The organism is Trinickia violacea (assembly GCF_005280735.1).
Classification (GTDB): Bacteria; Pseudomonadota; Gammaproteobacteria; order Burkholderiales; family Burkholderiaceae; genus Trinickia_A; species Trinickia_A violacea.
This window is the reverse complement of the sequence record NZ_CP040078.1, coordinates 912,701-939,284: the sequence shown is the minus strand read 5'-3', so window position 1 is coordinate 939,284 and position 26,584 is coordinate 912,701. Positions and strand designations below refer to the sequence as shown.

Below are 26,584 nucleotides of genomic sequence, written 5' to 3'. Positions count from 1 at the left end.
GCCCAAAACCGACACCAAGGTATATTGACTCTCCTTTCGCAAAAGCCGATCGTTGTATCGAAAGGAGCGCTGCAGAAAGGGACAGCGATGGACAACGAACTCGGCTGTACTGTGGATGCGCTTCCCGGGCTGGTATGGACTGCCTTGCCTGACGGCCGCATCGAGTTCGTCAATCGACGCTGGTGCGAATATACGGGGCTTTCCGTTGAGCAAGCGGCGGGCGAAGGTTGGCAGACGGCGTTTCATCCCGACGACCGGCGCGCGCTGCTCGAAGCCTGGGAGACTGTCGTCGCCTCCGGTGAGAGAGGCGAGGCGGAAGCGCGCATGCGTCGTTTCGATGGCACGTATCGCTGGTTCGTATGCCGGGCCAGTCCGATTACCGATGTTGCCGGTGAAATCGTAAAGTGGTGCGGGATCAACTCGGACATCGAGGACCGTAAGCAAACCGAGGCTGCCCTGCGCGCGCAAGAGCAGCGCTTCGAGCTGATCGTCGATAGCCTCCCCACGCGGGTCATCCTTTTTGGGCCCGACGGTGACGTTTTGCACGCCAACCGCCATACGCTCGAATACTCCGGCGTGACCATCGAAGAGTTGAAGAAATGGAAGACCAACGGCCTGACCCATCCGGATGACCGGGAAGCGGTGATTGCCCGCTTCCGTGCGTCGCTCAGCACCGGTGAGCCTTATGAAGGGGAGTCGCGCCATCGCCGTGCCGACGGCATCTATCGATGGTTCCGAGTGCAGGGCTTTCCCCTGCGCGATAACGAGGGCCGAATCGTTCTCTGGTATTTCCTTCAGACGGATATCGATGACCGCAAGCGTGCCGAGGCGCTGCTTGCGGGTGAGAATCGACTGCTCGAAATGGTCGCCACGGGTCTGCCTTTGCCAACCGTTCTTGATGACTTGTGCCGGCTGGTCGAAGAGATCGCGAGCGACTGCCTTTGCAGAGTCTCTTTTCGGGACGCCCACGACACGGCGTGCCGGCACCTGGGGTCTCCTGGCCTCCCGAAGCGCTTCCTCCCCCCTCCCGGTGTGCGTGCCGCCTCCCGGGACTCCGGCCCCCTCGGCATGGCGGTGTCCCTCAAGGCTCAGGTGATCGTGCCGGATGTCGCGTCAGACGCACGCTGGACCAAGGCATGGCGGGAGCGCAGCCTCGCACACGGACTACGGTCCTGCTGGGCGACGCCGATCCTGTCGCGTACGAACGAACTGCTGGGAACATTCACCATATTCCGCGCTGATCCCGGCAACCCCACGCCTTTCCAGCGCGATCTGATCGGACAGTTCACACACATCGCGAGCATCGCCATCGAACGGGCGCATAGCATCGCGGCGCGTCAGGACGCGGACGAGAGGTTGCGCCAAAGCGCGGCACTGATGGCGAAAGTGGAGCAGCTCAGCTCGAGCGGAAGCTTTTGCTGGCGCCCGGAGACCGGCTCGATCACGTGGTCCGAGCAGCTCTATCGCATCTTCAGGATCGAACCCGGGGTGCCAATTACGATGGATATGATCGCGGCCCGATGCCACCCCGGAGACCGCCATCTACTGAATGAAATGATCGGACTGGCGCAAGAAGGCAACGATCTGGAGTTCGAACACCGCCTGCTGCTGCCCGATGGCTCGGTCAGGTGCATTCACATCCAGGCTCACGCCACGCGTGACCCGCAAGGCTTGCTGGACTATATCGGCGCCGCGCAGGACATAACGGAGCGCCGGGAGTCCGAAGATGCGCTCCTCGCGCTGCGCGCTGAATTAGCCCACCTGAGCCGGGTCAACAGTCACAGCGTGTTGGCGGCCTCGATCGCACACGAAATCAACCAGCCGCTTGCAGGCATCGTGACGAACGCCAGCACCGGTCTTCGCATGTTGAGTGCAGAGCCGCCCAATGTCGAAGGCGCGATCGAGACGGTACGACGCACAATCCGTGACGGGCACCGCGCGTCGGAGGTGATGACCCGTCTGCGCGCGTTGTTCAGCAAGAAGGCCGTGACGACGGATGCTGTCGATCTGGTTGAAGCCACGCATGAGGTTGTCGAGTTGCTGCGAGACGAGATTCGCAATAAACGGATCGTGCTGCATCTGAAGGCTGGCGACGACCTGCCGACTGTCACTGGAGACAGGGTCCAGCTCCAGCAGGTGGTGCTGAACCTGCTTCTCAACGCTGTGGATGCGATGAATGGCGTCGATGACCGTCCACGGCAGATGCTGGTCAGCATCGAGCGCGACGATGGCGACGGCGTGCGGCTCGCGGTGACCGATTCCGGCGTGGGATTCGACCCGCAGCATGCAAGCATGCTCTTCGATCCGTTTTCGACGACGAAGCGGGAAGGCATGGGCATCGGCCTGTCCGTGAGCCGCCGCATCATCGAGAGCCACGGGGGCTACCTGTGGGCCTCCTCGAACGCAGACCACGGCGCCACATTTACCTTTTCCATCCCGCGTAGCGCGGACAGCATAACGTCTTCCGATCAGTCCGCGCCCACGGGACAGTCTGCGCACGCGGACGCCGAGCAGGCCGAGAGGAGCCGGTGATGACCGAGCGCTCGCTTATCGCGGTAGTCGACGATGACGAGTCGGTGCGCGAATCGCTGCCCGACCTGCTGCGCGAGTTCGGCTTTGCGGCACGGGCGTTTTCGTCGGCGGAAGAGTTCCTGGCCTCCGGCTGTGTCGGCGAAGCGCAATGCCTGATCCTCGACATCGCCATGCCCGGCATGTCTGGCCGAGAGCTGCAGCACGAACTCAAGCGGCGCCGGCAAACCGTTCCGATCGTCTTTATTACGGCGCATGGGGACGAGGCCCTCCGGCCGCTCGTGCTCGGACAGGGCGCCGCCGAATGTCTGTTCAAGCCATTCAGCGACACCGCCTTGCTCGGGGCGATCCAGGCCGCGCTCCAGGTCGAATGATTCATCCAGGTGCCTATGAATGGAGTTCGCAATGACACCCGCTCATGCAGTTGAACGCGAATCAGCATTGTCTTCGGCGCAAGCCACGCCGGTCGTCTTCGTCGTCGACGACGATGTCTCGGTGCGGGAGTCGCTCGAAGCTATGATTCGCTTTGCCGGTCTCAGGGCAGAAACGTACGCTTGCGCCCAGGACTTCCTTGGGCGCGCGCGCGCGATGGTCCCGAACTGCCTGGTGCTGGACGTCAGTCTTCCGGATCTCAGCGGCCTCGACTTGCAGAATCTCATTGCATCCGAGCGTACCGACATGCCGATCATCTTTATCACCGGCTACGGCGACGTGCCGATGACGGTGCGAGCGATGAAAGCGGGAGCCGCCGAATTTCTCACCAAGCCCTTCGACGACGAGGTCCTGCTCAATGCTATCCGGCACGCCATCGAGCGCAGCCGCGCGGCCTTGAGCGAGGAAGCCGGGATGCGGTCGATCCGTGATCGCTACGCCTCGCTCAGTCGACGCGAGCGGGAGGTCATGGCGTTGGTGGTCTCCGGCCTGCTGAACAAGCAGGTGGGAGGAGAATTGGGCATCAGCGAGATCACGGTGAAGGTGCACCGCAGGCACGTCATGCAAAAGATGGGCGTCCGCTCGCTCCCCGAACTGGTCAACATCGCAGGAAGACTTCATCCTGGCCGCTCCTCTGCGTGAGGGCGGCGCTCACGATGCAGAACCACGCTGTTTAGTCGCCGGCCACGCAGCGCGTGTACTCAAGCGGTAAGGCGGGTTTTCATCCGCTCACCGATGAAAGTGCTCACGAGGCACAGCAGCGCATGGACGCCCGCACGCGGATGTGTGAGACATGCATGAACCTGTTCGCTGCGGCTTTCGCCAAGCAGGCACCAGGCGCAGAAGTGCTCGCAGTTGTTCGTCAGCAGGCGATAGCTGTTTTCACCGAGGCGCGAGCGAGCACGACGCATGGTTTCTTCGCCCGAGTACTTCGGGAACGGATGCGGACGCACGGCGACGGCGTGACCGTCGGCGAACTGTTCGATCGGGACTTCTTCGACGGGTCCGCGACGCTTGGACTTGGCGAAACCCGCGTAGTGAATGACCTTGCCGCTACCGACATAAATGCCGTGATGTTCGTAGCCGCGGCGTTCCGTGATCAGATGGGCACCGAGGGTGGGCTCAGTATTGGAGTCGCCTAGCGCGACGTCTGCCGCGGCATATGCGGCTGCGCGGCTTGCGCCTTGTTCAATGCCTGATGATTGGAGGTTGCGGTTCATAGCTTTGCTCTAATTCCAGGGGCGACTGGCTGCTGCTGAAAACGGGCGGCAATGCGTGAGCTCAATTGCCCAGGCTTCACCCAAACCACCAACCCACCCGTAACACACAGTCGAGTCCGTCACGGCCCCAACAGGTCGACAGCATCGCGGCCAAAAGAAGGGCAACGACATTGACCGCGAGTATCGCGTAGCCGGCCGGCTTCAAAGGTGCGCCGTCGTTCATCACGCAGTCCTCCATGCAGACATGGCTGGCCGCGCTTGCGCAGGTGGAAACACATTCCACGACCCGTCATCGTGACGGAAGAAGAAGATCGACAGCAGACCGCCGGAACCCATCGCCTGGACGCACACGCAGCGGCGTTGCCCCTGCATACGAGAGAAGCGCACCACGCGCGCGGGCTTGGCAGGCGTTGGCGCGAGCCATTTGTCGACGGCCCAGTGCAGTGTCTTCCCGGTCGGGCTCATGGTGACCTCCTTCGCGTCGTCGTCTGATTCCAAGGTTCGTGCTGCTCATGCTGCGTTATCCGCTGAGCATTTGCTTCACACTGCGAACCAATTTATGGAGTGCCAAGGAAGCCCGCAATTACACTTTGGATGCAGGAATCGGCGACGTGCCTTCCCGTCGATACGAAGGTGTCGTTACACCATCGTGCAATTGAGTCGCCCACCGCTGACCGCCTAAAGTGACTGTCCAAGAGCAACGTCTCCCGACGCTGGCGTAGCTCAAACGTTAATGGGATGGTCATCATGCTGACTGACGTACTCCACCTTTCGCGCGCCCAGTTCGCGATGACCACGATCTTCCACATTGCGTGGCCGATCCTGACCATCAGTCTCTCGGCGTTCCTGCTGCTGTTAGAGACCCTGTGGATCAGAACCGGCGACGTGATGTACTACCGCCACGCCCGCTTCTGGGGCAAGCTGCTCGTGCTCAACTTCACCGTGGGCGTAGTGACCGGCATTCCGCTGGAGTTTCAGTTCGGCACCAACTGGTCCGGCTTCGCACGGTTCAGCGGCCAGTTCGTCGGCAACATCCTGGGTTTCGAGGGCGCCATGGCGTTCATGCTCGAAGCCGGCTTCGTCGGCGTGATGACGCTCGGCTGGGGACGCGTACCCCGTGGCGTTCATCTCTTCGCCACGGCGATGGTGGCGCTTGGATCCAGCATTTCCGCGTTCTGGATCATGGTCGCCAATTCGTGGATGCAGACGCCCGCCGGCTTCGCCGTCGTCAACGGAAAGGTCGTGGTGACGGACTACGTGGCCGCCATCTTCAACCCCGACATGGTGTGGGGCGTCTCGCACATGTGGATGGCCGCGATCGAAACGGGCATGTTCGTGATCGCGGGCATCTCCGCTTACCACCTGTTCCGCCGACGCCATCCCGAGTTCTTTGCGCGTTCGTTCAAGATCGCACTGGTCGTGCTCGTCTTCGTTGCGCCGGTTCAGGTCTGGCTCGGGGACTCGAGCGGCACCAGCGTGTTCGCGACACAACCGGCGAAGGGCGCCGCCATCGAAGGACACTGGCAGACCAACAAGCCCGGCGAGGCGGCCGCATGGTCGCTCGTTGCGTGGCCCGATCAGCAAAAGCAGCGCAACGACTGGTCGATCGAAGTGCCGGGACTCCTCAGCATCCTTGGCACCCATTCGCTGCACGGACGAGTTTTGGGTCTAACGGACTTCCCGCGCGCCGACCAGCCGCCCATGGTGCCGCTCCTCTATTACGCATTCCGCGTGATGGCCGGCATCGGCTTTGCGTTCATGCTGCTCGCGTTCTGGACGGCGTGTGCACTGCGTAAAGCGCGCGGCAGTCTCGATGGTCTTCTCGCACAGCGCAAGCTCCTGCTCGCATGGGTGTTGTGCATCCCGCTGCCTTACCTGGCCGTCGAGGCCGGATGGATCGTACGCGAGGTGGGACGTCAGCCATGGGTTGTCTATGGGCTACTGAGAACGAGTCAAGCCGCCTCCGCGGTGCCCGCGACGTCGGTCACAGCCAGCATGGCGATGTTCTTCGCCTTCGACGTCGTGTTGCTCGTCACCTTCTTCCTTCTCGCACGGCGTTGGCTGAAGAACGGTCCCGATCTCACGGCAACACCGCCCGCGACCAGAGTCGTTCCGCCCCAGACTGCGGCGACCGAATACTGAAACTTCTTTCTCCAACAAAGCGAGATAGTTCGATGGATAGCACCACTCATTCCCTGCTTGCCGTCACCTGGTTCGGCCTGATCGGCCTGATGCTGGTCTTCTACGTCGTGACGGACGGATTCGACCTTGGCGTGGGCATGCTCACCCTGCTGAGAAGACAGCGCGAAGACCACGACGTGATGGTTCAGACCATCGGTCACGTGTGGGATGCGAACGAGACATGGCTCGTCGTAGTTGGCGGTGGCCTCTTCGGCGCCTTTCCCTCGGCCTACGCGATCCTCATGCAGGAACTCTATCTGCCCGTGATGGCGATGATAGGCGGGCTGATCATGCGGGGGGCGGCGATCGAATTCCGCCATGGCGCCCAGCATGGACGGCTATGGGACACCGTGTTCGGCGTGGGCAGTCTCGTCGCGGCAATATCGCAGGGTGTCGTACTTGGCAAGGTGATAACGGGCTTCGTGCCTGGCGGGTCCAGTACGGTGTTCATCGCCGTGACTGCCATCGGCGTGGTGGCCGGCTATGCACTGCTAGGCGCGACCTGGCTCGTGAAGAAGACGGTCGGGGAGCTCGAACGTTGGGCCCGGAGGCTGGGTTTGCTGAGTGCGCAGTTCACCGTCGCTGCCGCGATCGCGCTCACCGCGGCGACCTGGATTGACGGCGTGGCCGTCCATGTCCGCTGGTCCCAGCCGGGCGTGTTCGCCCGGCTTGCGGGACTCGGCGCCCTCGCCGTCCTGGCGTACGTCTGGCTCGTCGCGTCGCTCTTTTGGAGAAGCGAACGCGAGCCCTTCCGGGCAGCGGTTACGCTCTTCATCGTGTCGTTCGCGGGTCTTGTGATCAGCCTCTATCCTGACTTCGTTCCGGGCAGGCTCACGGTTATGCAAGCCGCGTCGGACACCCTGACTCTCGCGTTCATGTTGATCGGGATCGGCCTCGTGTTCCCGGTGATGATCGGCTACAACCTGTACCAGTACGTGATTTTCCGCGGCAAGGTGATCGACACGACCCGCGCGTGAGGGTACGCGAAATCATCAAAACAGCTCGATTCCAGGAGCAGCCAATGAAGACGAGAGAGTACGCCGTGGTAGACCCCGAACGAGTCCGGGTCGAAATTCTCGAACAATCTGAAAACACACTCATCATCCGCTGGGTGGAACCCGGACGATGCCATTACGGCGAGCAGCGCTGGCGGCGTCGTCATGCGAGAGCGTCGGGCGTATGCGTTGTGTCGCGACGTGCAATCCGCCGTGGCGATGCCGTCTTTTGCCCCGCCGAACGCCCCACCCCAGTGAACGCATCGGCGATGATCTCTGTGGAAGCGTTCGGCTATTCAATATAGCGCGCAGAGAATTCCGGTCACCGCGTAAATTCCGGCGGCAGACTCACGAAGTTTGATGCGAGGCCAATCGTCGCAATCGAAAAGTCGCTCGCGGAGCCGACCACGCTGGAAAGTAAAACGCCGCCCAAAAGAGCGGCGAATGTGAAGAGCGGCGGTACTACGAGACCGCCGCCGGAATCCCAAAGAGATGCACATACCTGTCTTGAGCGAGGTTCGCCGTTGGCGAGAAAGCCCGTCAAGCGAGCCGTATGTCCGGTTGAGCCAACCCGTTGATCTGCTCCGCCGTCCAGAGCAGCGTTGCTCTGCGAAAGCCGTGCAGCGCCTGCTGATGACGTCGGTACAACATTGCGTGGCTGAGTTGGGCGAGCCTGCCCCGAATGAGACCTCCAGGAAAGAAGCCAAAGCGCCCAAGCGTGCCGAAGGCGTCGTAGTCGCTCAATGACACCAGCGATCCAAAATCCCGGAATTCAAAACGAGGAAGAGGCTTATTGTGACGGACCCATTCCGGCAGATGGCGCGCCAAGTACTCCGCCTGTTGAGTGGCCACCTGCGCGGTAGGAGGAAGCGCTCGCCGCGCACCTTCTTGCGTCAGGGAAGCACAATCGCCGAGAGCAAAAATGTTCGCATCGTCCAGAGCCTGCAGCGTGCCCGACACCACGATCTGGTTCGCCCGGTTGGTTTGCAGGCCAGCGAGCCAGTTCATGAAATCAGGTGCCTTGACACCCGCAGCCCATACCATCAAATCCGCTTCGGCAAGCTTCCCGTCTCCGTACCGGAAGCCTCCCGGTTCCACTGATGAGACTGCCGTCGAAGTCGCTACGCGAAAGCCAATTTTCTCGAGTCGCTGCTGGCTGGCTGACGAGATCTCCGGTGGGAAGGCGGGAAGCACACGTGGTCCGGCCTCGAGAAGCGTCAGACTCAGCCTTTCTCTGATCTTGGGGTCGCCATAGCTGGCAGCGAGTTCGAAAAGACGACTCAGCTCGGCCGATAACTCGACCCCGGTCGCACCCGCGCCCACAATCGCAACCCGGAGCGCCTCATCCTTGACGACCGAGCGAAGAGCACGTTCGCGCAACGCGACGTTGAACGTCTCTGCTTGCTGCTGGCTGTCAATGAGATGGCAATGCTCCATGACGCCAGGCACGCCAAAATCGTTCGCGCGGCTGCCTATCGACAGCAACAGTACATCGTAGGGTACCGTTCGCGGCTCGAGCACCAAACTGCCTTCGTGCGCGCTGATCGCCGCAAGCTGGACCTCGCGCCGTTGCCGGTCCAGTCCGCACATCTCTCCCGGTTGATACGTGAAGCCGTGTTGACGCGCATGTGAGAGAAAGAAAACGCGCTGCTGATTCACATCGCGCGTACCCGCCGCAATCGTGTGCAGCATGGGTTTCCATATATGCGTCGGGCTTCGATCAATCAAGGTGACGGTTGCCTCACCCGATTGGCCCAACCGGTCGCCGAGCCTGGTTGCAAGCAGAATCCCGGCGATTCCTCCACCTACGATGACGATACGAGTTGGTTGTTTCATGACTAGCACTCAATGAATGATCAACGACTTCCAATAAACGGAGCCGACAGGCAAAGCGCAGCTTTGCGATGTCAGCTGCGCCAATGAGGCCCATCGGCACTTGTGAAAATTAGGGAATGTCGATGACGGTCGCAATTACACCTTGGGTGCAGGAATAGTCGACATTCTTTCCCACCTATACGTAGGTATCCCTACACCTATACGAAGGTGTTGCTACACCATCGTGCAATTGAATCGCACACCGTGACCGCCTAAATTGCAGTCCATGAGCAAGGCCTCACAACGCCGGCGCAGCTCAAACGTAGCCATTCACCGATTTCGGCAACACGTAAGGATACCAAATGACCGCGATTAACCGCAGTGCAAGCAACGTTTCTCATGATGCAGTCCGCTCCGGACGACTGTTTCTCCTCGAATTGAGCGGCGGCCGCATTCATTCGATGGATCCCGACGGCTCTGACCGCAAGACGATCGTCACGGACTGCCACCTTCCGGACGGAATCGTGGTGGATACGGATGCCGGTCATATCTATTGGACGAATATGGGTTCGGTGGGCGCCCACAATGGCTCGATCGAGCGCGCCGACCTCGACGGCAAGAACCGCGTGCCCATCGTGCCGCAAGGCATCACGCATACGCCGAAGCAGATCCACCTCGACAAGGAGGGCGGCAAGCTCTATTGGTGCGACCGCGAGGGCATGCGCGTGATGCGCGCCAACCTCGACGGCACTCAGGTCGAAACGCTGATCGAGGCCGGGAGCGGCGATCACGACCGGCACGATCAGACCCGGTGGTGCGTCGGGATCACCATCGATCCGAAGCTCAAGAAGATGTACTGGACGCAAAAAGGTCCCGACAAAGGTGGCCAAGGCCGCATCTTCCGCGCGAACCTGGAGATCCCGAATGGCGAAAGTCCCGCGACCCGCTCCGACATCGAGGTGCTGTTCGACCAACTGCCGGAGCCGATCGACCTCGAGCTCGACGTGGAGAACCGCGTCCTCTATTGGACGGACCGCGGCGATCCCCCGCGCGGCAACACGGTCAATCGCGCCCCGATCGACGAGCCGGCGGCGCCGGAGATCGAGATCACGCACCTGCTGGAGGGGATCGGCATCGCACTCGACGTTGCCGGTAACCGGATGTTCTTCACGGACCTGGGCGGCTCCGTCTATTCAGCGGATCTCGATGGAAAGAACGAGCGGAACTTCCTCTACGCCCAAGGCAATCTCGCCGGTATCGCCTACGCCGAAGTCTGATCAACGCATTGGAGAAATCACATGACCGACACCCAACCCATTCGCCGCGTCGCCATCATCGGCACGGGCGTGATCGGCGCGAGCTGGGCCGCGCTGTTTCTTGCCAAGGGATTGCACGTGGTTGCGACGGACATCGCACCAAACGCTGAAGCCTCGTTGAGGCAATTCGTGGAGTCCGCCTGGCCGGCGCTTACGAGGTTGGGCCTCTCGCCCGGAGCGTCGCAAGCGAACCTGACGTTCACGCCCGTGCTCGAGCAAGCGCTCGCGGGCGCGGATCTGGTCCAGGAAAACGGCCCGGAGCGCATCGATTTCAAGCAGAAGCTCTATGGGCAACTCGACGAGCTGCTGCCTGCCGACGTGATCATTGCTTCGAGCTCGTCGGGGCTCACCATGAGCGAAATCCAGAAGGGAGCCGCGGCGCATCCCGAGCGCTGCGTTATCGCTCATCCGTTCAATCCGCCTCACCTGATCCCGCTGGTCGAGATCGTCGGCGGAGCAAAGACCTCGGAAACGACGATCCAGCGCGCCGCGGATTTTTATACGTCGATCGGGCAGCGCACAGTGCGGGTCAACAAGGAGATGCCCGGTCACGTCGCAAACCGGCTGCAGGCCGCATTGGCCCGCGAGGTGTATTACCTCGTCGCCGAGGGGGTGGTGAGCGCCGCCGACGTCGACACCGCCCTGTGCTGGGGCCCGGGCCTGCGCTGGGGCGTGATGGGCAACATGATGCTCAACCATCTTGGCGGCGGTCCGGGCGGCATCGAGCACTTCTTCCAGCAGTTCAGCGGCCCGATGACCGCCTGGTGGAAGACCCTCGGCGCGCCGGTGCTCACGCCCGAGGTTCAGAAGAAGCTCATCGACAGCGTCCACGCGGAGGCCGGATCGCGCTCCATCGAGGAGCTGGAGGCAGAGCGCGATGAGGTCCTGCTCGGGCTGCTCGAGTTGCGCAGAAAAATTTAGCAAATTGAACTGAATTATCTGATTCCGCAAGCGAGCCGGCGCACGTTTCGCCCGCGCGCAAACCAGAAGGAAAACTCAACATGTCATCGGAAATCACGACACCCGCATCTTCACATGTAGTAGTACATAACAATTTAAAGGAGGAATCAGTGACGCTCGAAAACGTCCTGTACGAAAAGCGCGACGCGATCGCGTACGTGACCGTGAACCGCCCCAAGGTGCTCAACGCCCTGAACACGCAGACTTGGAAGGACCTGCGAACGGCTTTCGAAGATGCGCGCGAGGACGCTGCCGTGCGCGGCGTCATTCTCACCGGCGCGGGCGACAAGGCGTTCATCGCCGGCGCCGACATCGGCGAGCTTGCGCACGCGAGCGCGATCGAAGCCGAGCAGTCGAGCCGTGCAGGGCAAGACGTGCTCGATTTGATCGAAAACCTTGGCAAGCCCGTGGTCGCGGCGATCAACGGCTTTGCACTCGGCGGCGGCTGCGAGACGGCAATGGCGTGCACCCTCCGCATCGCTGTGGAGCACGCGAAGCTCGGCCAGCCCGAGGTCAAGCTGGGATTGCTGCCCGGCGGTGGCGGCACGCAGCGGCTGCCGCGCCTCATCGGAAAGGGCCGCGCACTCCAGCTCATTCTGTCCGCGGAGGTCATCAGCGCGCAGGAGGCCTGGCGCATCGGGCTCGTCAACGAGGTCGTCGCGGCTGCCGATCTGATCCCGCGTGCGCAAGCCATCCTGAAGACGATCGCTTCGAACGCGCCTATCGCCGTGAAGCTATCGCTCGAAGCGGTGAACAAAGGGTTGAACACGGGCCAGAGCGAGGGCCTCGCCCTCGAAGCCTCTTACTTCGGGCTATGCGCCGGGACGGATGACAAGAGAGAGGGCACGTCCGCGTTCCTCGAAAAGCGCGCCCCGCAGTTCATGGGGCGGTGAAGCCAACGCCACCATTCAGGAGACACTCAATGGCAAGCGACAACATTTTTGCTGGACTCAAGGTGGTTGACTTCTCCAGCTTCGTCGCGGCGCCCGGCGCCGCCGTCATCCTGTCGGACTTCGGCGCCGACGTCATCAAAGTCGAACCGCCGGGCGGGGACCCCTGGAGACATGCGCACAAGATTGCGCCGCAGCCGGCAGCAGACGAACCCTATCAGTGGCATCTTGCCAACCGCAACAAGCGCGGCATGACGCTCGACCTGAAGTCGCCTGGCGCCCAACAGGTCGTCCAGCAGCTTGTCACGTGGGCCGACGTATTCATCGTCAATACGCCACATCCCGCGCGCAAAAAATTGAAGCTCGAATACGACGATCTGGCGCGCTGGAACCCGCGGCTGATCTATGCGGACCTCACCGGCTTTGGCGAAAGCGGGCCGGATGCCGATCTGCCCGGATTCGATATCACCGCGTTCTGGGCGCGTAGCGGCTTGCTCTCGATGACGCGCGACGCCGGCGTGCCGCCGACCTGGCCCGTGGCCGGAAGCGGCGATAACGCGACGGCCCTTGGAATCTATTCGGCGATCGTCACAGCGCTCTATCGCCGCGAGCGCACCGGGAAAGGGGCGTATGTCACGACTTCGCTCCTTGCCTCAGGGGTCTGGTCGGCAAGCGTTGCGATCCAGGCCGCCTTGGCCGGCGCGAAATTTGCCGCGCCGCACGATCGCAAGCACCCCGCGAATGCAGCGCTCAACGTGTACCGCGCATCCGACGGCACGTGGTTCGTTCTCGTTGTCATGCCGGACAAGTTGGCGGCCGTCGCGAACGCCATCGGCCGCCCGGATCTGCTGACAGATGAACGGTTTTCCGATCCGGCGACGCTGACGGCGAACATGCCGCAGCTCGTGGCCATTCTTGACGAAGTCTTCGCTGCGCAGCCGATGGCGCACTGGCACGACGTTTTCAGCGGCGTCCATGTCACGTACGGCGCCGTGCGCGGACCACAAGAGGTGATCGACGATCCGCAGCTGCGCGCAAACGATGTCATCGTTCCGCTCGAAGGCGCCGGCGGCAAGCTGACCTCAACCATCAGCAATCCGATTCAGGTGCATGGCGTTGACAAGGTGTCCGCGCGGCGTGCGCCCGATCTTGGTGAGCATACCGAAGCGATCCTCCAGGAACTGGGATTCGACGCGAAGGACATCGAGGGGCTGCGCGCCAGCGGCGCGGTGCCGAACGTCAACGAACACGCAGCCTGACACAGAGACCCGACACAGAGAAAGGAGCAGCAATGAGCGACATCATCACCGAGCGTACCGACGGCATCCTGCGGGTCGCATTCAATCGCCCCGAGAAGAAGAACGCCATGACCGGAGGCATGTACACGCGCCTCGCGGATATCTTCAATGAGGCCGCCGAAGACGAAGCTATCCACGTCGTGCTCTGGCATGGCGTCGGTCAGGCGTTTTGCGCAGGCAACGACATCGAGGATTTTCTCGAGCATCCGCCCAGAGCGGGTGATTTCCCGCAGGGCCGCCTGATCGCGGCGCTCATGAGGTTTGAAAAGCCGATCGTCGTGGCCGTGCAAGGTGCGGCGATCGGCGGCGGAACCACGATGCTCACCCACTGCGATTTCGTCTACGCAGGCGAGAGCGCGAAGTTCCAGGTGCCTTTCATCAACCTGGGGCTGGTGCCGGAATTCGGATCGAGCTTCTCGATACCGGCACGCGCGGGCTATCTCCGCGCGGCGGAATTGTTCCTGCTGGGAGAGCCTTTCACCGCCCAGCGGGCGGTGGAGCTGGGCCTCGCGACTCGCATGGTGCCCGACGGCGACTTGCTTGCGACCGCCACCGCAACGGCACAGAAGCTGGCGGCAAAACCGGGCGGCGCGTTGCTGGCTTGCAAGCGGCTCATCAAGGAGACATCGCTCGACCAGCTCAATGAGGCGGTGACGAGTGAAAACCAGGTGTTCATGGAGCGAGTGAGTTCGGCCGAGGCCAAGGAAGCGTTCTCGGCCTTCCTCGAGAAACGTGCGCCCAATTTTACGAAGAGCCCGACGCACGGGGCCGCCGAATAGTCCAGCCGCAAACCCGACGGCGTTACCGTCGATGCTGAATGTGACGCCTGTCCAATCGACCGCACCGGTTGCCTTTTTGAAGCAAGCAGGGCAATAGCGTGGTCGCGACATCTCAACCGTTCACGAGCAAGATTCATATGTTGACCGACAGCCAACGCGACATCATCAAGGCCACCGTTCCACTGCTGGAAACGAGCGGCGAAGCCCTTACCAGGCACTTCTACAAGCTGATGCTCGACGGGTATCCGCAGGTGCGTCCACTGTTCAACGAGCATCATCAAGCCAGTGGCTCTCAGCAACGCGCGCTTGCCAACGCCGTGCTCACTTACGCGCGCAATATTGACCATCTGGATGCTCTCGGCCCGCTTGCGAAGCGGATTGTGAGCAAGCACGTTGCGCTGCAAATCCAACCCGAGCACTACCCTATCGTCGGCGCCTGTCTGCTGCGTGCCATTCGGGAGGTGCTGGGTCCGGACGTCGCGACCGACGCAGTCATCGAGGCATGGGGTGTGGCCTACCAGCAGCTTGCCGACATTTTAATGAGCGCTGAGCGACAAGCTTACGACGCGCTGGCCAGCGCGCCGGGGGGATGGCGAGGTGAACGGGCGTTCCGCGTGGTCCGCAAAGTCCCGGAGAGCGCCGAAATCTCATCGTTCTACCTGGAGCCGGTCGATGGCGGCGCGGTGGTCGACTTCACTCCGGGCCAATACATCGGGCTTCGCCTGATCGTGAACAGTGAGGAAATCCGCCGAAACTATTCGCTGTCGGCCGCACCAAACGGACATAGCTACCGGATCAGCGTCAAGCGCGAGCCCGGTGGCGTCGCTTCCAACTTCCTCCACGACGCGGTGGCCGAAGGAAGCATCCTGGAGCTCTTTCCGCCTGCTGGCGAATTCACCCTGCGCGATAGCGACAAGCCCTTGGTACTCATCAGTGGAGGCGTGGGCATCACGCCAACGCTGGCCATGGCCGAAGCGGCTTTAGACCGCAGCGATCGGGGTGTCATTTTCATCCACTATGCGCGCAACGCGCTGGTGCATGCCTTCGCCGATGTACTCAAGGCATGGCATGCCCGCTTCCCGCGGTTTCGATCCTACGTCGTCTATGAAGAGTCCGAAGCTGGTCAAGCACCCGTCCCGGACGGGGTAGGCCGGCCAACCCTGGAGCAATTGCGGCACTGGCTTCCGGCCGACGGCAACTTCGACGCCTATTTCCTCGGTCCGAAGCCGTTCATGGCCTTCATCAAGCGGTCGCTGCACGAACTCGGCGTACCCGAGGAAAGAAGCCGGTACGAGTTCTTCGGCCCCGCCGAAGAACTAAACTGAGATGCGATTTGGCCGGTTACAACCGGGCCGGCCAAGCCACCAGTTCGATTAACGCGCCATAGAGTGGACATTGAAGTCCTCAACAACAGCTTTTCGCTGATCAGGCTACAGCTCGTGGAGGCAAAGAGCACCGCTGGCTGATTGCATCACCCGCGTCAGCGACGGGGCCGCTAACAACCGGATGGGCCCCGTCTTTCACGATTGGGTGGGGTGGTCAGTAATCGTATACCTGACTCTCGGGGGAAGTGGGGGAAGCGGGCGAGACGGTCGCAGGCGAACCCGTTGCCGATGACCCGCTCTTTACGCCGCCGTACTCAGTTGAGCCCTTTTGGGCTGCCACGCGCGCTTCTGCTGCCTGAATGTCTTGCGGGTAATTGAAGTTCTCGCCCATCGAGGGGGTGTAGCCGGCCTGCTCGAGTTGCTGGAGTTCGGCGCGCACCTGGGCGCGTGTGACGGGCGCCTGCGTGTCAGACTGGGCGTATGCCGCGAGCGATACGGCGAGGGCGGATGTGGCGGTGACTGCCAGAATAACCAATTTCACGACGACCTCCTATTGCGCGTTGCCCGCACAAATGCCCGGTTTTCCCATCCTTGGAGTCTAGGCGGGCAACCATACGAGAATGATATGAGGGGCGTGGCGCTCGCGGCGTTCCTTCCGGCTAAACGAAACTGCGCCCGGAAAATTTACCCGTTGATTTGGCCACGATATTTGTCTGGCGATAGAGCGATAACTCAAACGCGTCCGTACGCAGCGACAACGCTGCGACGCGGCTCAGAATCATGGCTTTCATCGCATTCTCCAGCACGGTGCATTGACATTGCCAACGCGGCACGCCGGCAGCTATGACTGTATTCGCTGACCCAATGCGAAGGAATCAGGCGAGCGTCCTAAAAGAGGCTCAGGGATTACCTTATTCCGTAAGCAGTTCCGCCCTATTGGCTCTCGATCCACTGAATTGCGAACCGCATCGGCTCCTTGCCGTTACGGATATTCAGCTTTTCTTTGACCGCTGTGCGATGCCGTTAGCACTCGCCCTTCTTGGCGTGTCCCGGAGGGCAGTGGTCATGATCGTCATGGTGGCGATGATGATCTTCCCACTCACTTCGTCCCCAGTAACGATGACCGTCGTAGTACCTGTCCCCATGCCAGCCAACAACAACCGGTGTTTGGGTGACGACTACAGGGGCAGGCGTGCCGACATTGATGCTCAGATCAACCGCCTGGGCCGCACCGGACAGACCCATACCAAGGCCTACGGCCAACGATGCCAAGAGAGGATATTTCATACCGTACTCCGAAGTAGGATTCGATGAATGCACTGGAACCGTCACCACTGTGACGATGCGCGGCAGATGATTCGCCGGTCCTCCCTCAACGGAAAACAAGGCAATGTCGTTGACTGAATCGCCTCGAGCAGTGGGCCATTTGACAAAGATTGACACGGCGCCCGGATTTGCGCGGGCGATCATTCCGCTGGAGGCCTACTCGCGGTATTCGCTATATTGTCGCTTTCGTGACCGCACTCAGGAGGAGCTCGATGAAATCCGTTTCAACTTTTGTCGTGCGGACACTCTTCGATCAAGGTGGCCTGAAAGCGGCCTTCGAGCACATCCGCAATCTCGTGATCGCCACGGTCCTCGTCGCGGCAGGCTTCGAAACGGTGAAGCGCTTCGATACGATCGACGTGCCTGGCTTGTCCAATCCCCTGTTTGCGGGCTACGTCGTCGCGGGAATCGGATGCCTGCTCGTGGCGCTCAACTTCGTCGACGCGTTGCGAAAGCTCGCGAGACTGCGATGGCACTACGCTTTGCAGGCCGCGCTGAGCATCGCTTACCTCTTCTTTTCGCTACGAATCGTGCAGCTGATTATCTATTTCAGAACGCACAGCTGTTAGATATCGGCGCGCCACCCCGCAGACACGCATCGGCCACGGTTCGCCCTAAAGCGTCGGACTAAGGTCTTATTGCTTCCGCTATACCACGTGACACAATCGAACCAGGCCCTCGGCTTGGCGTTCCGCGCTCGTCAAGTTCCGATCCGAAGCGAATGCGCAAACAGCGGAACGGGTATGGTGATCGGCACCGCGATTCGCAAGACGACCGACCGCATTTCCGACTTCCTCAGATTGGAGTCGGCAGGCGGTTTGCTGCTTGCGGCGACAGCCGCGCTTGCGTTGATCTGCAGCAACACGCCGCTTCGCGTCGCTTACGACGACCTGCTCAACATTCCCGTGGAGATCCGCTTCGGATCGTTCGCCATCGCGAAGCCGCTGTTACTGTGGATCAACGACGGCTTGATGGCGATTTTCTTTCTCGTCGTCGGCTTGGAGGTCAAGCGCGAGGTCATCGAAGGCGAACTGTCCACGCCCGCGCAGATCGTGCTGCCTGTCGCTGCCGGACTGGGCGGGATGGTGGTGCCCGCGCTCGTGTTCTTCCTCATCAATCGCGGCAGCGGCGCGGCATTGAACGGCTGGGCGATTCCGACGGCCACCGACATCGCCTTCGCACTCGGCATTCTGTCGCTGCTCGGCGACCGGGTGCCGGTGTCGCTCAAGATCTTCCTGACCGCCGTGGCGATCGCCGACGACCTGGGCGCGATCGTCATCATTGCGCTGTTCTATACCGCCGACCTTTCGGTTGCGATGCTGCTTTTCGCAGCCGTCGCCGTCGCGCTGCTGATTGCCTTGAACCTCTTCAAGGTCACGCGGATCGCGCCTTACATAATCGTCGGCGTGTTCCTGTGGGTGTTCGTTCTGAAGTCAGGCGTGCACGCGACGCTCGCCGGCGTCGCAACCGCTTTCGCCGTGCCGCTGAAGACGGCCGATGCCGAAGGACACGCCCCCCTGCACCGGCTCGAGCACGGCCTCCATCCTTGGGTCGCGTTCGGGGTCTTGCCGATTTTCGCTTTCGCCAATGCCGGGGTCTCGTTCGCCGGCATCACGCTCGCCGCGCTCGCGGAGCCGCTGCCGCTCGGTATTGCCGCCGGCCTCTTCGCGGGGAAGTTCGTCGGCGTTTGCGGAGCGAGTGCCGTGCTGATCGGGCTCGGGCTCGCCAAGCTCCCTGCCGGCGCGAGCTGGCCGCAACTGGCCGGCGTGGCCGCACTGTGCGGCGTGGGCTTCACGATGAGCTTGTTCATCGGCTCCCTTGCGTTCGAAGGACCGGAGTACTTCACGCCGATCCGCCTTGGCGTGATCGCCGGCTCGTTGCTCTCGGGCATCGGTGGCTATATGCTGCTCAGACTGGCGCCCGGACACGTCAACACCACTGCGCCGCGCGCCTGATCGATCGAACCATAAAACGGAGAACAACATGGTGACCCTCGACGCGCTGGAAACGCTAACCGCAGCGTGCCTCGTACTTCTGCTCGGGCGGCAAATCCTTGCCCGAGTCCAGTTTCTGCGCACTTACAGCATTCCCGAACCCGTCGCAGGCGGGCTGCTCGTCGCGCTGCTGATCTTCGCGCTGCGCAGCTTCTCGCACATCGAAGTCCGCTTCGACAACGCGCTTCAATCGCCGCTGATGTTCGCGTTCTTTGCCACCATCGGCCTGAACGCCGATCTGGCGTCGCTGAAATCCGGCGGACGGGCATTGATCGTCTTTCTCGGCGTGGTAGCCGGCCTGCTCGTCATGCAGGATGTGCTCGGCATCGCACTTGCCTGGGCCTTGGGACAAGAGCGCATTCTCGGCCTGCTCGGGGCCTCGGTGACGCTCTCGGGCGGTCACGGCACGGGGGCGGCGTGGGCCAAGGTGTTCTCCGAACGTCACGGGCTCGCGGCGGCAACCGAAATCGCCATTGCGTGCGCCACCTTCGGGTTGATCCTCGGCGGCTTGATCGGCGGGCCGGTCGCGCGATTCCTGATCACGCGCTATCGTCTCGTCCCCGCGCAGCAACCCGATGGCACCGCCAACGCAACCGGTTTCGAAGAGCCCAAGGCGGTGCGCCCGATTACGCCGGACTCCGTCATCGAAACCGTCGCGTTGATTGCGGTATGTCTAGCCGCCGGCTCGGCGCTCGCGTCGTGGTCCAACGGCACGGCGATCGAATTGCCCGCTTTCGTGTGGGTGCTGTTCGTCGGCGTCGTGTTGCGCAACGTGCTCGCGATACGCGGCCTGTACGCGGTTTCCGATCTCGCCGTGTCGATGCTCGGCAACGTCAGCCTCAGCATCTTTCTCGCGATGGCGCTGATGAGCCTGCGCCTATGGGATCTGGCCTCGCTTGCGCTGCCCCTGTTCACGATCCTGGCCATCCAGACCGTTGCGATGGCCGCCTACGCGATGTTCGTGACCTTTCGCGTCATGGGCCGCAACTATGACGCGGCGGTGCTGGCCGCAGGGCATTGCGGCTTCGGCCTCGGGGCCACGCCGACCGCGATCGCCAACATGCAGGCCATCACGGCGCGGTTCGGCCCGTCCCATCTGGCGTTTCTGGTGGTGCCGATGGTCGGCGCGTTCTTCATCGATATCGCCAACGCGATCGTCATCAAGCTGTTCCTGCTGCTGCCGATTTACGGATGACGCGCGGCGCCGCACGCTATGCCCCCGCCTTCCGGGTAACCTGGACGATCCGTTCCCGGACGACGCCGATCGCTTGCTTGAGGGCGTAAACGTCCTGGAAATAGCGCCGCGGGATCCGTATCCGACTGGCATGCGCATCGACGCTCTCGATTTCATCGCGCCATTGGGCAATCTGGTCCTGGGTCGGTTGCGGCGTTCTCCATATTTCATCTTCCAGGATTTTGATTGCCGCATAGCACACGACTAACCGCTTCTTGATCCGCGCCTCCACGATGCGCGGCAATGCCTGCAGCAAGCCCACGAGCAACGCGGTGAAGGGAACGACGATCAGCAGGCGCCTTTCGATGAAGCTGGCGAGCCAGAAAGGAAGGTAGCGCTGCAGGAGTGGGCGGCCGGATTTGAAGTAGCGAGCGCTTTCGTCGGAAATGGGGAATTCCTCGGTTTTCAGATTGGGAAAGGTACCGATCGGCGTGAAGTAATCTTCGCCGCCGTGGACGGTCTTGGCCGCGTCGAGCAGCAAGTAGACGAGCGCGGGGTGCAGCGTGTCTTTGGCGACCAGCAGAGCCGTCGCGGCCAACAGCGTGACATCGGCCTTCGGAAGATCGTTGGCGATGCTGGTCGACGCACGCGGAAAAATGATCTTCGAGAGAGAAGGAAATCGCTGCACCAGTGCATCGGCCTGGACAAAACTCATCAGCTTCAGGTCGCTGTTCAGCAGTGTCGTTTGCATCGGCGCATCGGGCCTGCCGATAAAGAAAGCCGCATCGAGCCGGCCATTTTCCAGACCTTGATAAGCGCTGGGCGCGTCCATTTCCACGAGTGTGGTGTTGTCACGCGTGATACCGCTGTAGCCGAGCAAAACCAAGGCGACGTTGAGCAGGCCGCTGCCGGCAACCCCCACGGAAATCCGCCTGCCGCGCAGCTGTGCCAGCCGGTCGATCGTGGTTTCGCCACGGTAAAACACCCAGATCGGTTCGTATGAGACGGCAACGATCGTCTGCAGATTGTCAGTCTCGCTTGGGTTCGTCGTGCCGGATTGGATGAAGCCGACGTCGTACACGCTATCGGGGTCCTTCAGCCGCTGATAATTTTCGACCGAACCTGCGGAGCTGCGAATATCCAGCGTGATGCCGTCGCGCTTGAGGATGGGGGCATAGTGATCCGCAAAGCCGCGATAGATCCCCTTGTCCGCCCCGGTGGTGATGACGATCGTGTGCTGAAAAGCGGGCTCGAGCGCTGCCGCGAGCGCCCAGCCCAACGCGGCCAGCAACGGAATCGTGGCGATGATGAGAAGCCGCCGGCGTCCCGGTGTCATCGGGGCTTTCGCTCCGCGATGAGGCAGGGGGTTCAGCTTGGACATCCTGATGCCGTCACTGAGCCCGGCTCGTGCGAATGGCCGACGCGATATCGCGGCTCACTGCGGCCAGCGCGCGATCGTGAGCCGCGACGACGGCGTCATAGCCTTGGCCCTGCACCGGTTCGTGTTCGAGCGAATGCCCCGTCACAGGCGAGGAATTTTTCGGCGGCCACACCGTCCACTGCGCGTCGACCGTGACCGCGTCGCCCGGCATGGTATCGAAGCGCATGACATCGACGCGCACGTGCCAGGCCGACGACAAATCGGCGCCCGTATCGAACACGGTCACGCGTTCCGAGCCCAGCAATTCGCCCAGGTCCGCCGCGATCACGCGCGCGATATCGCCCTTCAGCGGTTCGGCCCAGCGCGCGAACTCGTCGAGCGACACCTGGTTGCCGGCGCCCTGCGTCACGATCTGCGGACGGTCGACAATATCCGGAATCGTAACGGGGCTCACGACGACAGGAAGCGGCACGGCGTCGTTGGCGCTCGTCAACGTCGCGTCGGGTTTGAGCGTGTAGAAACGCGCGGTCGGCGAGCTGCCGCAGCCGCCGAGCACGCCCGCTAAAAGCAACACGGCGAGGAATGAGAGAAGGCGTTTCACGGCTGAGGCTCCGGTTTGCCACGAATCAGCGACTCCGGATGCCGCTCGAGATAATCGGCAAGCGTGCGGAAGGCCGCGGCGGTACGCGCCAGTTCCTGCATGGCGTCGCTGGTGTTCTGCTGCAGAGCCGAACCCGGCTGCAACGCGCTATTGGCCGAATTGAGCGCGGCATGGGCGGCGGCCAGCGTCGAGCCGGCTTGCGGAAGCACTTCCGTGTCGAGCCGCGAGAGCAGCGCGTTGGCTTCCGCGAGCGTGTCCTGCGCGTTCTTGCCGATCGCCTCGAACGGAATCGTGTTCAACCTAGCCATCAGGTGTGTCATGGAATCCTGCAACGATTGCAAGGCGCCCGGCGTGGTCGGCAATTCAGGCGGATTCGAGGCCCAGTTCACTGCCGCTTTCGCCGCCCCTGGGAAAAAGTCGAGCGCGATATAGAGCTGCCCCGTCAACAAGTTGCCCGTTCTCAACTGCGCACGCATGCCTTGCGCGACCAGGAAGTCCGTCAATTTTTTCGGATCGTTGCTCAGACGTCGGCCCTTTTCCCCGGTCTGATAGCGCGAAGTGAAGCGCTCCGGAAACAGGTTGAATTCGACCGGAATGCTGAACTGGTGAGTCACGGGATCGAAGCGCGTATAGATGCCGGTCACTTCGCCGATCGTAATGCCGCGAAATTCGACAGGCGCCCCGACGGTGAGGCCCCGCACCGATTCCGTGAAGTTCACCATATACGGCTCGACGATGCTGTCGTGGCGCTTGAACGCCTCGGCCTGGCTCGCAAACAGCGTGAATGTGGTCTTGGCCGCCGCCGCGGGTTGCGCGAGCGCGTCCTCCGGCGTCTCGAACGCGAGCCCGCCGAGCATGATGGACACGAGCGACTGCGTGCTCACGTGCACGCCGGTGGTATCCAGTTTCACGTCGATACCGCTCGCGTGCCAGAAACGCGTATCGGCCTTCACGAACTTGTCGTAGGGCGCGTTGATAAACGCGCGCAGCGTCACGCCCTTGCCGTCGGGATCGAGCTGATAGTCGGCGATCTGCCCGACCTGCAGACGGCGGAAGAAGATCGGCGAACCGACGTCGAGCGAGCCCATGTCGTCGCTTTTCAGCACGAACTCCCGGCCGGGCACGTCGCTCGTGAGCACCGGCGGGACTTCGAGGCCGATGTAATCGCGGCGCTCTTTGTCGGAGCTGCCGACGTCCATGCCGATGAACGAGCCCGACAAGAGCGTGCCCAAGCCCGAAACCGTCCCGCCTGAAATGCGCGGGCGCACGACCCAGAAGCGCGTGTCGTCGAGCAGCAGCTTGGTGGCGTCCTTGGTGATGTCGGCCGTCGCGATCACGCGCTTGCTGTCGGCGGTCAGCGTCACCGTCTTCACGACGCCGACATCGACGTTCTTGAACTTGATCTTCGTCTTGCCCGCCTCCAGCCCTTCACCGGTGTTGAAGCTGATGGTGATCGTCGGCCCCCGGTCGATCACCGCCTTGACCGCGAGCCACCCGCCGATCAGCAACGCGACAATCGGCACGAGCCACACCAGTTGCATGCGCCAGCGCGAGCGCGTGGCGACCACCGCCTCGGGCAGTTCAGGGGCGTCAGGTTTTTGTTCGGGTCCCGGCATGGTCTTGCTCCGCTGCGTCCCAGATCAGGCGCGGGTCGAACGCCATCGCCGCGAACATGGTCAGCACGACCACGCCGCCAAACGCAATCGCCGCGCCGCCGGCCTGGATCGTCGCCAATGCCTGGAACTGCACGAGGGCGACGAGCATCGTGATCACATAGATGTCGAGCATCGACCAGCGCCCGACGAACTCGACCACGCGATAGATGCGCGTGCGCTGCTCCGGCAGCCAGCGCGAACCCAGCTGCGTCGAGATCGCCAGATACGCGATCGCGAGAATCTTGAGCATCGGCACCGCGATGCTCGCGATGAAAACGATAGCCGCAAGCGGCCACGAGCCCGAAGTCCAGAGATAGACGACTCCACTCAGGATCGTGTCCTTCTCGGCGCCGAACAGCGAACTCGTGTACATCACCGGCAGCACGTTCGCGGGGATGTACAGCACCATCGCGGCGATCAGCAGCGCCCAGGTGCGCGAGAAGCTCGCGGGCTTGCGCAGGTGCATGTGGGCGCCGCAACGCGGGCATGTCAGATCGTGCGCATGGGCGGGTGCGCGCGCGAGCAGCCCGCAGTCGTGACACAGCACGAGGCCGCATTGAGCGGCTGTGACGACGCCCGAAGGCAACGAGGTGCTCACGCTTTGCTCAGCCGCGCTGCCGCGTCCTTGCACAGCGGCGATGCGCGCCCAAATCTGCCGCGTATCGAACGCCGCGCCCGCCGCGGCCAAGATCAGCATCAGCGCGCCGAACGACCATAGCGCGGTGCCCACCACGACACTCGCGATGTGCGCGAGCTTGACCAGCGCAACGAGCAAGCCGAGGATCAGCACCTCAGTCATGCCCCAAGGCGCGGTTGCACGGCACAAACGAAACATGAAGGCCGCGCCCCACGGCACGCGGTTGAACCGCAACGGCAGCAACATCCAGAGCATGCTCAGCGTCTGCACCACCGGCAACAGAAACGTGGTTGCGAAAACGAGCCCGGCGATGGGCCACATGCCGTCCTGATAGAGCACCCACACGGCCCCGAGCAGCGTCGTTTCGACCACCGTGCCGCTCACCGACAAGCCCACGATCGGATCCAGGTTGGAAACGACGAACAGCACGACGGCCGCGAGCGAAAAAGCGAGCGCACGCTCGAGACCACCGGTGCGGTTCCGAACCAGCTCGGCATGGCAGCGCCGGCAGCGCAGCACGCCGCCGGGCGGCACCGCAACCTCGCGCTGCAGGAGATCGCATTCGTGGCAGGCGATGAGATTGACGCGGCTCATTGCGGCGCCTCCGCGACGGGCCCGGCGGCAGCCGCGGCAGGCGGCACGCTTCCCGCCGCCGGCGGCGGTGCGATCATGCGCTCGGCCTCGACGACCCATCCTCCGCCCATCGCCATGTAGAGGCTGACGAGGCTCGTGAGCGTCAGGCTCTGCGTCTGCGTGTATTGCAACTCCGCGTTAAAGAGGCTGCGCTCGGCGTCGAGCACCTCGATATAGCTCGTGTAACCGCCTTCGTAGCGCAACCGCGCCATCCGCAAGTAAGTGCGCAGCGCGTCGACTTGCTTGGCTTGAATGTCCAGTTGCTCGCGCGACTTCTGCAGCGCGATCAGCGCATCCTCGGTTTGCTGGAATGCGACTTGGATGTCCTTCTCGTAGGCGAAAAGCGCTTCCTGCTGCCGCGCCTCGGCCTGATGAACCTGCCCCGTGATGTTGCCGCCCGTGAAGATCGGCACCGTGACCGCCCCGCCGAACGACCACACTTTCGCGGGCCCGCTCCAGAGATTCGAAAACTGCGAGCTGACCGAACCGAACAGCCCGGTCAGCGATATCGACGGGAAATACAGTGCCTTCGCCGCGCCGATCAATGCGTTCTGCGCGATCAGATTCTGTTCGGCCTGTCGCAGGTCGGGCCGGCGATCGAGCAAGTCGGACGGCAGTCCCGCGGGCACGGCGGGCGTGGCGAACGCCGCCAGCACGCGGCCGCGCAGGATCGGCCCGGGGTTGCGTCCGAGCAGCACCGACAGCGAATCTTCCTGTTGCCCGATTTGCGTTTCGAGCTGCGGGATCGTCGCGGCCGTCGCCTCGTATTCCGACTGGCTCTGCGCAAGCTCCATCTGCGACACCTGCCCGCCCTTGAAGCGCAGTTCGAACACGTGAACCGACTCGGCACGGCTCTCAGTCGTGTCCTGTGCGATTTCGAGCTGCCGGTCGAGGCTGCGCAGCGCGATATACGACGACGCGACGGAAGCCACGAGCGTCAGGATCGTCGCGCGGCGGCTCTCTTCGCTGCCGAGCAGGTTCGCGCGCGCGGCTTCGGTCTCGCGTCTCACCTGGCCGAACAAGTCGATGTCCCACGATGCCGAGACGCTCTGCTGAAACTGGTTGTACACCGGACTGACGCCTGCAGGCACCGGTATCGCAGCGCTCTGCGAAGCGCGCTGACGCGAAGCGTCGAACCCCGCGCTGACCTGCGGAAACAGCGCCGAGCGTGTGCTCACGAACTGGCCGAGGAATTCGTCGACGCGCGCCGTCGCGTTCTTGACGTCGAGGTTGTTCGCCAGCGCCGTCGCGATCAGCTCGTTGAGCACCGGGTCCTGAAACTGCTCCCACCACTTTGTATTGGCGACGTCCTGCGCCTCCTTGTACTCGAAGCGGAACGACGGCGGCACATCCACCTTCGGCCGCACGTAGTCGGGGCCGAGCAGGCAGCCGTTCAGCGCGAGCAGCAGGATCGGCGTGATTAGGTGGACGGCGCGGCGCATG

At 62.5% G+C, this 26,584-nt stretch carries 26 protein-coding genes; 15 read left to right on the top strand and 11 right to left on the bottom strand.

Annotated features, from left to right (window positions below):
* Positions 1-87: 87 nt before the first annotated feature.
* Genes FAZ95_RS26300 through FAZ95_RS26290 form a run of 3 tightly spaced genes read left to right on the top strand, consistent with a single transcriptional unit; the run spans position 88 to position 3,603 of the window.
* On the top strand, positions 88-2,532 hold the full coding sequence (locus FAZ95_RS26300; RefSeq protein ID WP_137335433.1) for a PAS domain-containing protein: 2,445 nt from the start codon (positions 88-90) through the stop codon (positions 2,530-2,532).
* Positions 2,532-2,903, top strand: coding sequence for a response regulator (locus tag FAZ95_RS26295; RefSeq protein WP_137335432.1), 372 nt, complete (start codon positions 2,532-2,534; stop codon positions 2,901-2,903). Before FAZ95_RS26300 ends, FAZ95_RS26295 begins: the two co-directional genes overlap by 1 nt.
* Positions 2,904-2,934: 31 nt before the next feature.
* Complete coding sequence (locus FAZ95_RS26290) at positions 2,935-3,603, top strand: response regulator transcription factor (RefSeq protein WP_137335431.1); 669 nt, start codon at positions 2,935-2,937, stop codon at positions 3,601-3,603.
* Between the two features lie 59 nt (positions 3,604-3,662).
* Here FAZ95_RS26290 and FAZ95_RS26285 read toward each other — a convergent pair whose 3' ends face one another.
* Together FAZ95_RS26285 and FAZ95_RS26280 are read right to left on the bottom strand one after the other, a co-directional pair.
* Positions 3,663-4,181 carry a lecithin retinol acyltransferase family protein gene (locus tag FAZ95_RS26285; protein WP_137335430.1) on the bottom strand — a complete coding sequence of 173 codons (519 nt, stop codon included), beginning with the start codon at positions 4,179-4,181 and terminating at the stop codon, positions 3,663-3,665.
* Positions 4,182-4,403: 222 nt separating this feature from the next.
* Complete coding sequence (locus tag FAZ95_RS26280) at positions 4,404-4,646, bottom strand: hypothetical protein (RefSeq protein ID WP_137335429.1); 243 nt, start codon at positions 4,644-4,646, stop codon at positions 4,404-4,406.
* Positions 4,647-4,928: 282 nt separating this feature from the next.
* Between FAZ95_RS26280 and FAZ95_RS26275 the strand changes: the two genes are divergently transcribed.
* Genes FAZ95_RS26275 through FAZ95_RS26265 form a run of 3 tightly spaced genes read left to right on the top strand, consistent with a single transcriptional unit; the run spans position 4,929 to position 7,662 of the window.
* Complete coding sequence (locus tag FAZ95_RS26275; protein ID WP_137335428.1) at positions 4,929-6,323, top strand: cytochrome ubiquinol oxidase subunit I; 1,395 nt, start codon at positions 4,929-4,931, stop codon at positions 6,321-6,323.
* Positions 6,324-6,355: 32 nt separating this feature from the next.
* Positions 6,356-7,339 (top strand): cytochrome d ubiquinol oxidase subunit II, encoded by a 984-nt coding sequence (locus FAZ95_RS26270; RefSeq protein ID WP_137335427.1) that lies wholly within the window; start codon positions 6,356-6,358, stop codon positions 7,337-7,339.
* A 44-nt stretch (positions 7,340-7,383) separates the two neighbouring features.
* Positions 7,384-7,662 (top strand): DUF3331 domain-containing protein, encoded by a 279-nt coding sequence (locus FAZ95_RS26265; RefSeq protein WP_137335426.1) that lies wholly within the window; start codon positions 7,384-7,386, stop codon positions 7,660-7,662.
* A gap of 235 nt (positions 7,663-7,897) precedes the next feature.
* Here the strand turns inward: FAZ95_RS26265 and FAZ95_RS26260 are convergent, their stop codons facing one another.
* A complete protein-coding gene (locus FAZ95_RS26260) occupies positions 7,898-9,193 on the bottom strand; it encodes an NAD(P)/FAD-dependent oxidoreductase (RefSeq protein ID WP_137335425.1) in 1,296 nt (431 codons plus the stop codon).
* Between the two features lie 341 nt (positions 9,194-9,534).
* Between FAZ95_RS26260 and FAZ95_RS26255 the strand changes: the two genes are divergently transcribed.
* From FAZ95_RS26255 to hmpA, 6 genes are all read left to right on the top strand, one after another.
* Positions 9,535-10,449 (top strand): 3-hydroxyacyl-CoA dehydrogenase, encoded by a 915-nt coding sequence (locus FAZ95_RS26255; RefSeq protein WP_137335424.1) that lies wholly within the window; start codon positions 9,535-9,537, stop codon positions 10,447-10,449.
* Positions 10,450-10,470: 21 nt separating this feature from the next.
* Positions 10,471-11,409 (top strand): 3-hydroxyacyl-CoA dehydrogenase NAD-binding domain-containing protein, encoded by a 939-nt coding sequence (locus tag FAZ95_RS26250; protein ID WP_137335423.1) that lies wholly within the window; start codon positions 10,471-10,473, stop codon positions 11,407-11,409.
* A 149-nt stretch (positions 11,410-11,558) separates the two neighbouring features.
* Positions 11,559-12,341: an enoyl-CoA hydratase-related protein gene (locus tag FAZ95_RS26245; RefSeq protein WP_175425767.1), complete on the top strand. Its 783-nt coding sequence runs from the start codon at positions 11,559-11,561 to the stop codon at positions 12,339-12,341.
* Positions 12,342-12,370: 29 nt separating this feature from the next.
* A complete protein-coding gene (locus tag FAZ95_RS26240) occupies positions 12,371-13,597 on the top strand; it encodes a CaiB/BaiF CoA transferase family protein (RefSeq protein WP_137335421.1) in 1,227 nt (408 codons plus the stop codon).
* Positions 13,598-13,629: 32 nt separating this feature from the next.
* Positions 13,630-14,415, top strand: a complete 786-nt coding sequence (locus tag FAZ95_RS26235) for an enoyl-CoA hydratase (protein ID WP_137335420.1) — start codon at positions 13,630-13,632, stop codon at positions 14,413-14,415.
* A 137-nt stretch (positions 14,416-14,552) separates the two neighbouring features.
* A complete protein-coding gene (gene hmpA, locus FAZ95_RS26230) occupies positions 14,553-15,740 on the top strand; it encodes an NO-inducible flavohemoprotein (RefSeq protein ID WP_137335419.1) in 1,188 nt (395 codons plus the stop codon).
* A gap of 214 nt (positions 15,741-15,954) precedes the next feature.
* Here the strand turns inward: hmpA and FAZ95_RS26225 are convergent, their stop codons facing one another.
* From FAZ95_RS26225 to FAZ95_RS26215, 3 genes are all read right to left on the bottom strand, one after another.
* Positions 15,955-16,281, bottom strand: a complete 327-nt coding sequence (locus FAZ95_RS26225) for a DUF4148 domain-containing protein (RefSeq protein ID WP_137335418.1) — start codon at positions 16,279-16,281, stop codon at positions 15,955-15,957.
* A 118-nt stretch (positions 16,282-16,399) separates the two neighbouring features.
* Positions 16,400-16,531: a hypothetical protein gene (locus FAZ95_RS40550; RefSeq protein ID WP_302674759.1), complete on the bottom strand. Its 132-nt coding sequence runs from the start codon at positions 16,529-16,531 to the stop codon at positions 16,400-16,402.
* Positions 16,532-16,763: 232 nt separating this feature from the next.
* The gene (locus FAZ95_RS26215; protein ID WP_137335417.1) at positions 16,764-17,027 is read right to left on the bottom strand and encodes a hypothetical protein; all 264 of its coding nucleotides are present in this window, start codon (positions 17,025-17,027) and stop codon (positions 16,764-16,766) included.
* 251 nt (positions 17,028-17,278) lie between these two features.
* On the opposite strand from FAZ95_RS26215, the gene FAZ95_RS26210 reads away from it, so the two are divergent.
* The 3 genes from FAZ95_RS26210 to gltS all read left to right on the top strand — a co-directional run bounded on the left by FAZ95_RS26210 (position 17,279) and on the right by gltS (position 20,255).
* A complete protein-coding gene (locus FAZ95_RS26210; RefSeq protein WP_137335416.1) occupies positions 17,279-17,635 on the top strand; it encodes a hypothetical protein in 357 nt (118 codons plus the stop codon).
* 174 nt (positions 17,636-17,809) lie between these two features.
* On the top strand, positions 17,810-19,021 hold the full coding sequence (nhaA, locus tag FAZ95_RS26205; protein ID WP_137335415.1) for a Na+/H+ antiporter NhaA: 1,212 nt from the start codon (positions 17,810-17,812) through the stop codon (positions 19,019-19,021).
* 28 nt (positions 19,022-19,049) lie between these two features.
* A complete protein-coding gene (gene gltS / locus FAZ95_RS26200; RefSeq protein WP_137335414.1) occupies positions 19,050-20,255 on the top strand; it encodes a sodium/glutamate symporter in 1,206 nt (401 codons plus the stop codon).
* A gap of 16 nt (positions 20,256-20,271) precedes the next feature.
* Here the strand turns inward: gltS and FAZ95_RS26195 are convergent, their stop codons facing one another.
* From FAZ95_RS26195 to FAZ95_RS26175, 5 genes are read right to left on the bottom strand one after another with little or no spacing between them, the layout of a single operon-like run.
* Positions 20,272-21,570, bottom strand: coding sequence for a TAXI family TRAP transporter solute-binding subunit (locus tag FAZ95_RS26195; RefSeq protein ID WP_137337600.1), 1,299 nt, complete (start codon positions 21,568-21,570; stop codon positions 20,272-20,274).
* Between the two features lie 55 nt (positions 21,571-21,625).
* Positions 21,626-22,216, bottom strand: coding sequence for a PqiC family protein (locus tag FAZ95_RS26190; RefSeq protein WP_137335413.1), 591 nt, complete (start codon positions 22,214-22,216; stop codon positions 21,626-21,628).
* Entirely contained in the window at positions 22,213-23,832 is a 1,620-nt protein-coding gene (locus FAZ95_RS26185) for a PqiB family protein (RefSeq protein ID WP_137335412.1), read from the bottom strand. The genes FAZ95_RS26190 and FAZ95_RS26185 overlap by 4 nt, the downstream gene beginning before the upstream one ends.
* Positions 23,807-25,102, bottom strand: coding sequence for a paraquat-inducible protein A (locus tag FAZ95_RS26180; protein ID WP_137335411.1), 1,296 nt, complete (start codon positions 25,100-25,102; stop codon positions 23,807-23,809). Before FAZ95_RS26180 ends, FAZ95_RS26185 begins: the two co-directional genes overlap by 26 nt.
* Positions 25,099-26,583, bottom strand: coding sequence for an efflux transporter outer membrane subunit (locus FAZ95_RS26175; RefSeq protein ID WP_137335410.1), 1,485 nt, complete (start codon positions 26,581-26,583; stop codon positions 25,099-25,101). The genes FAZ95_RS26180 and FAZ95_RS26175 overlap by 4 nt, the downstream gene beginning before the upstream one ends.
* Position 26,584 lies beyond the last annotated feature (1 nt).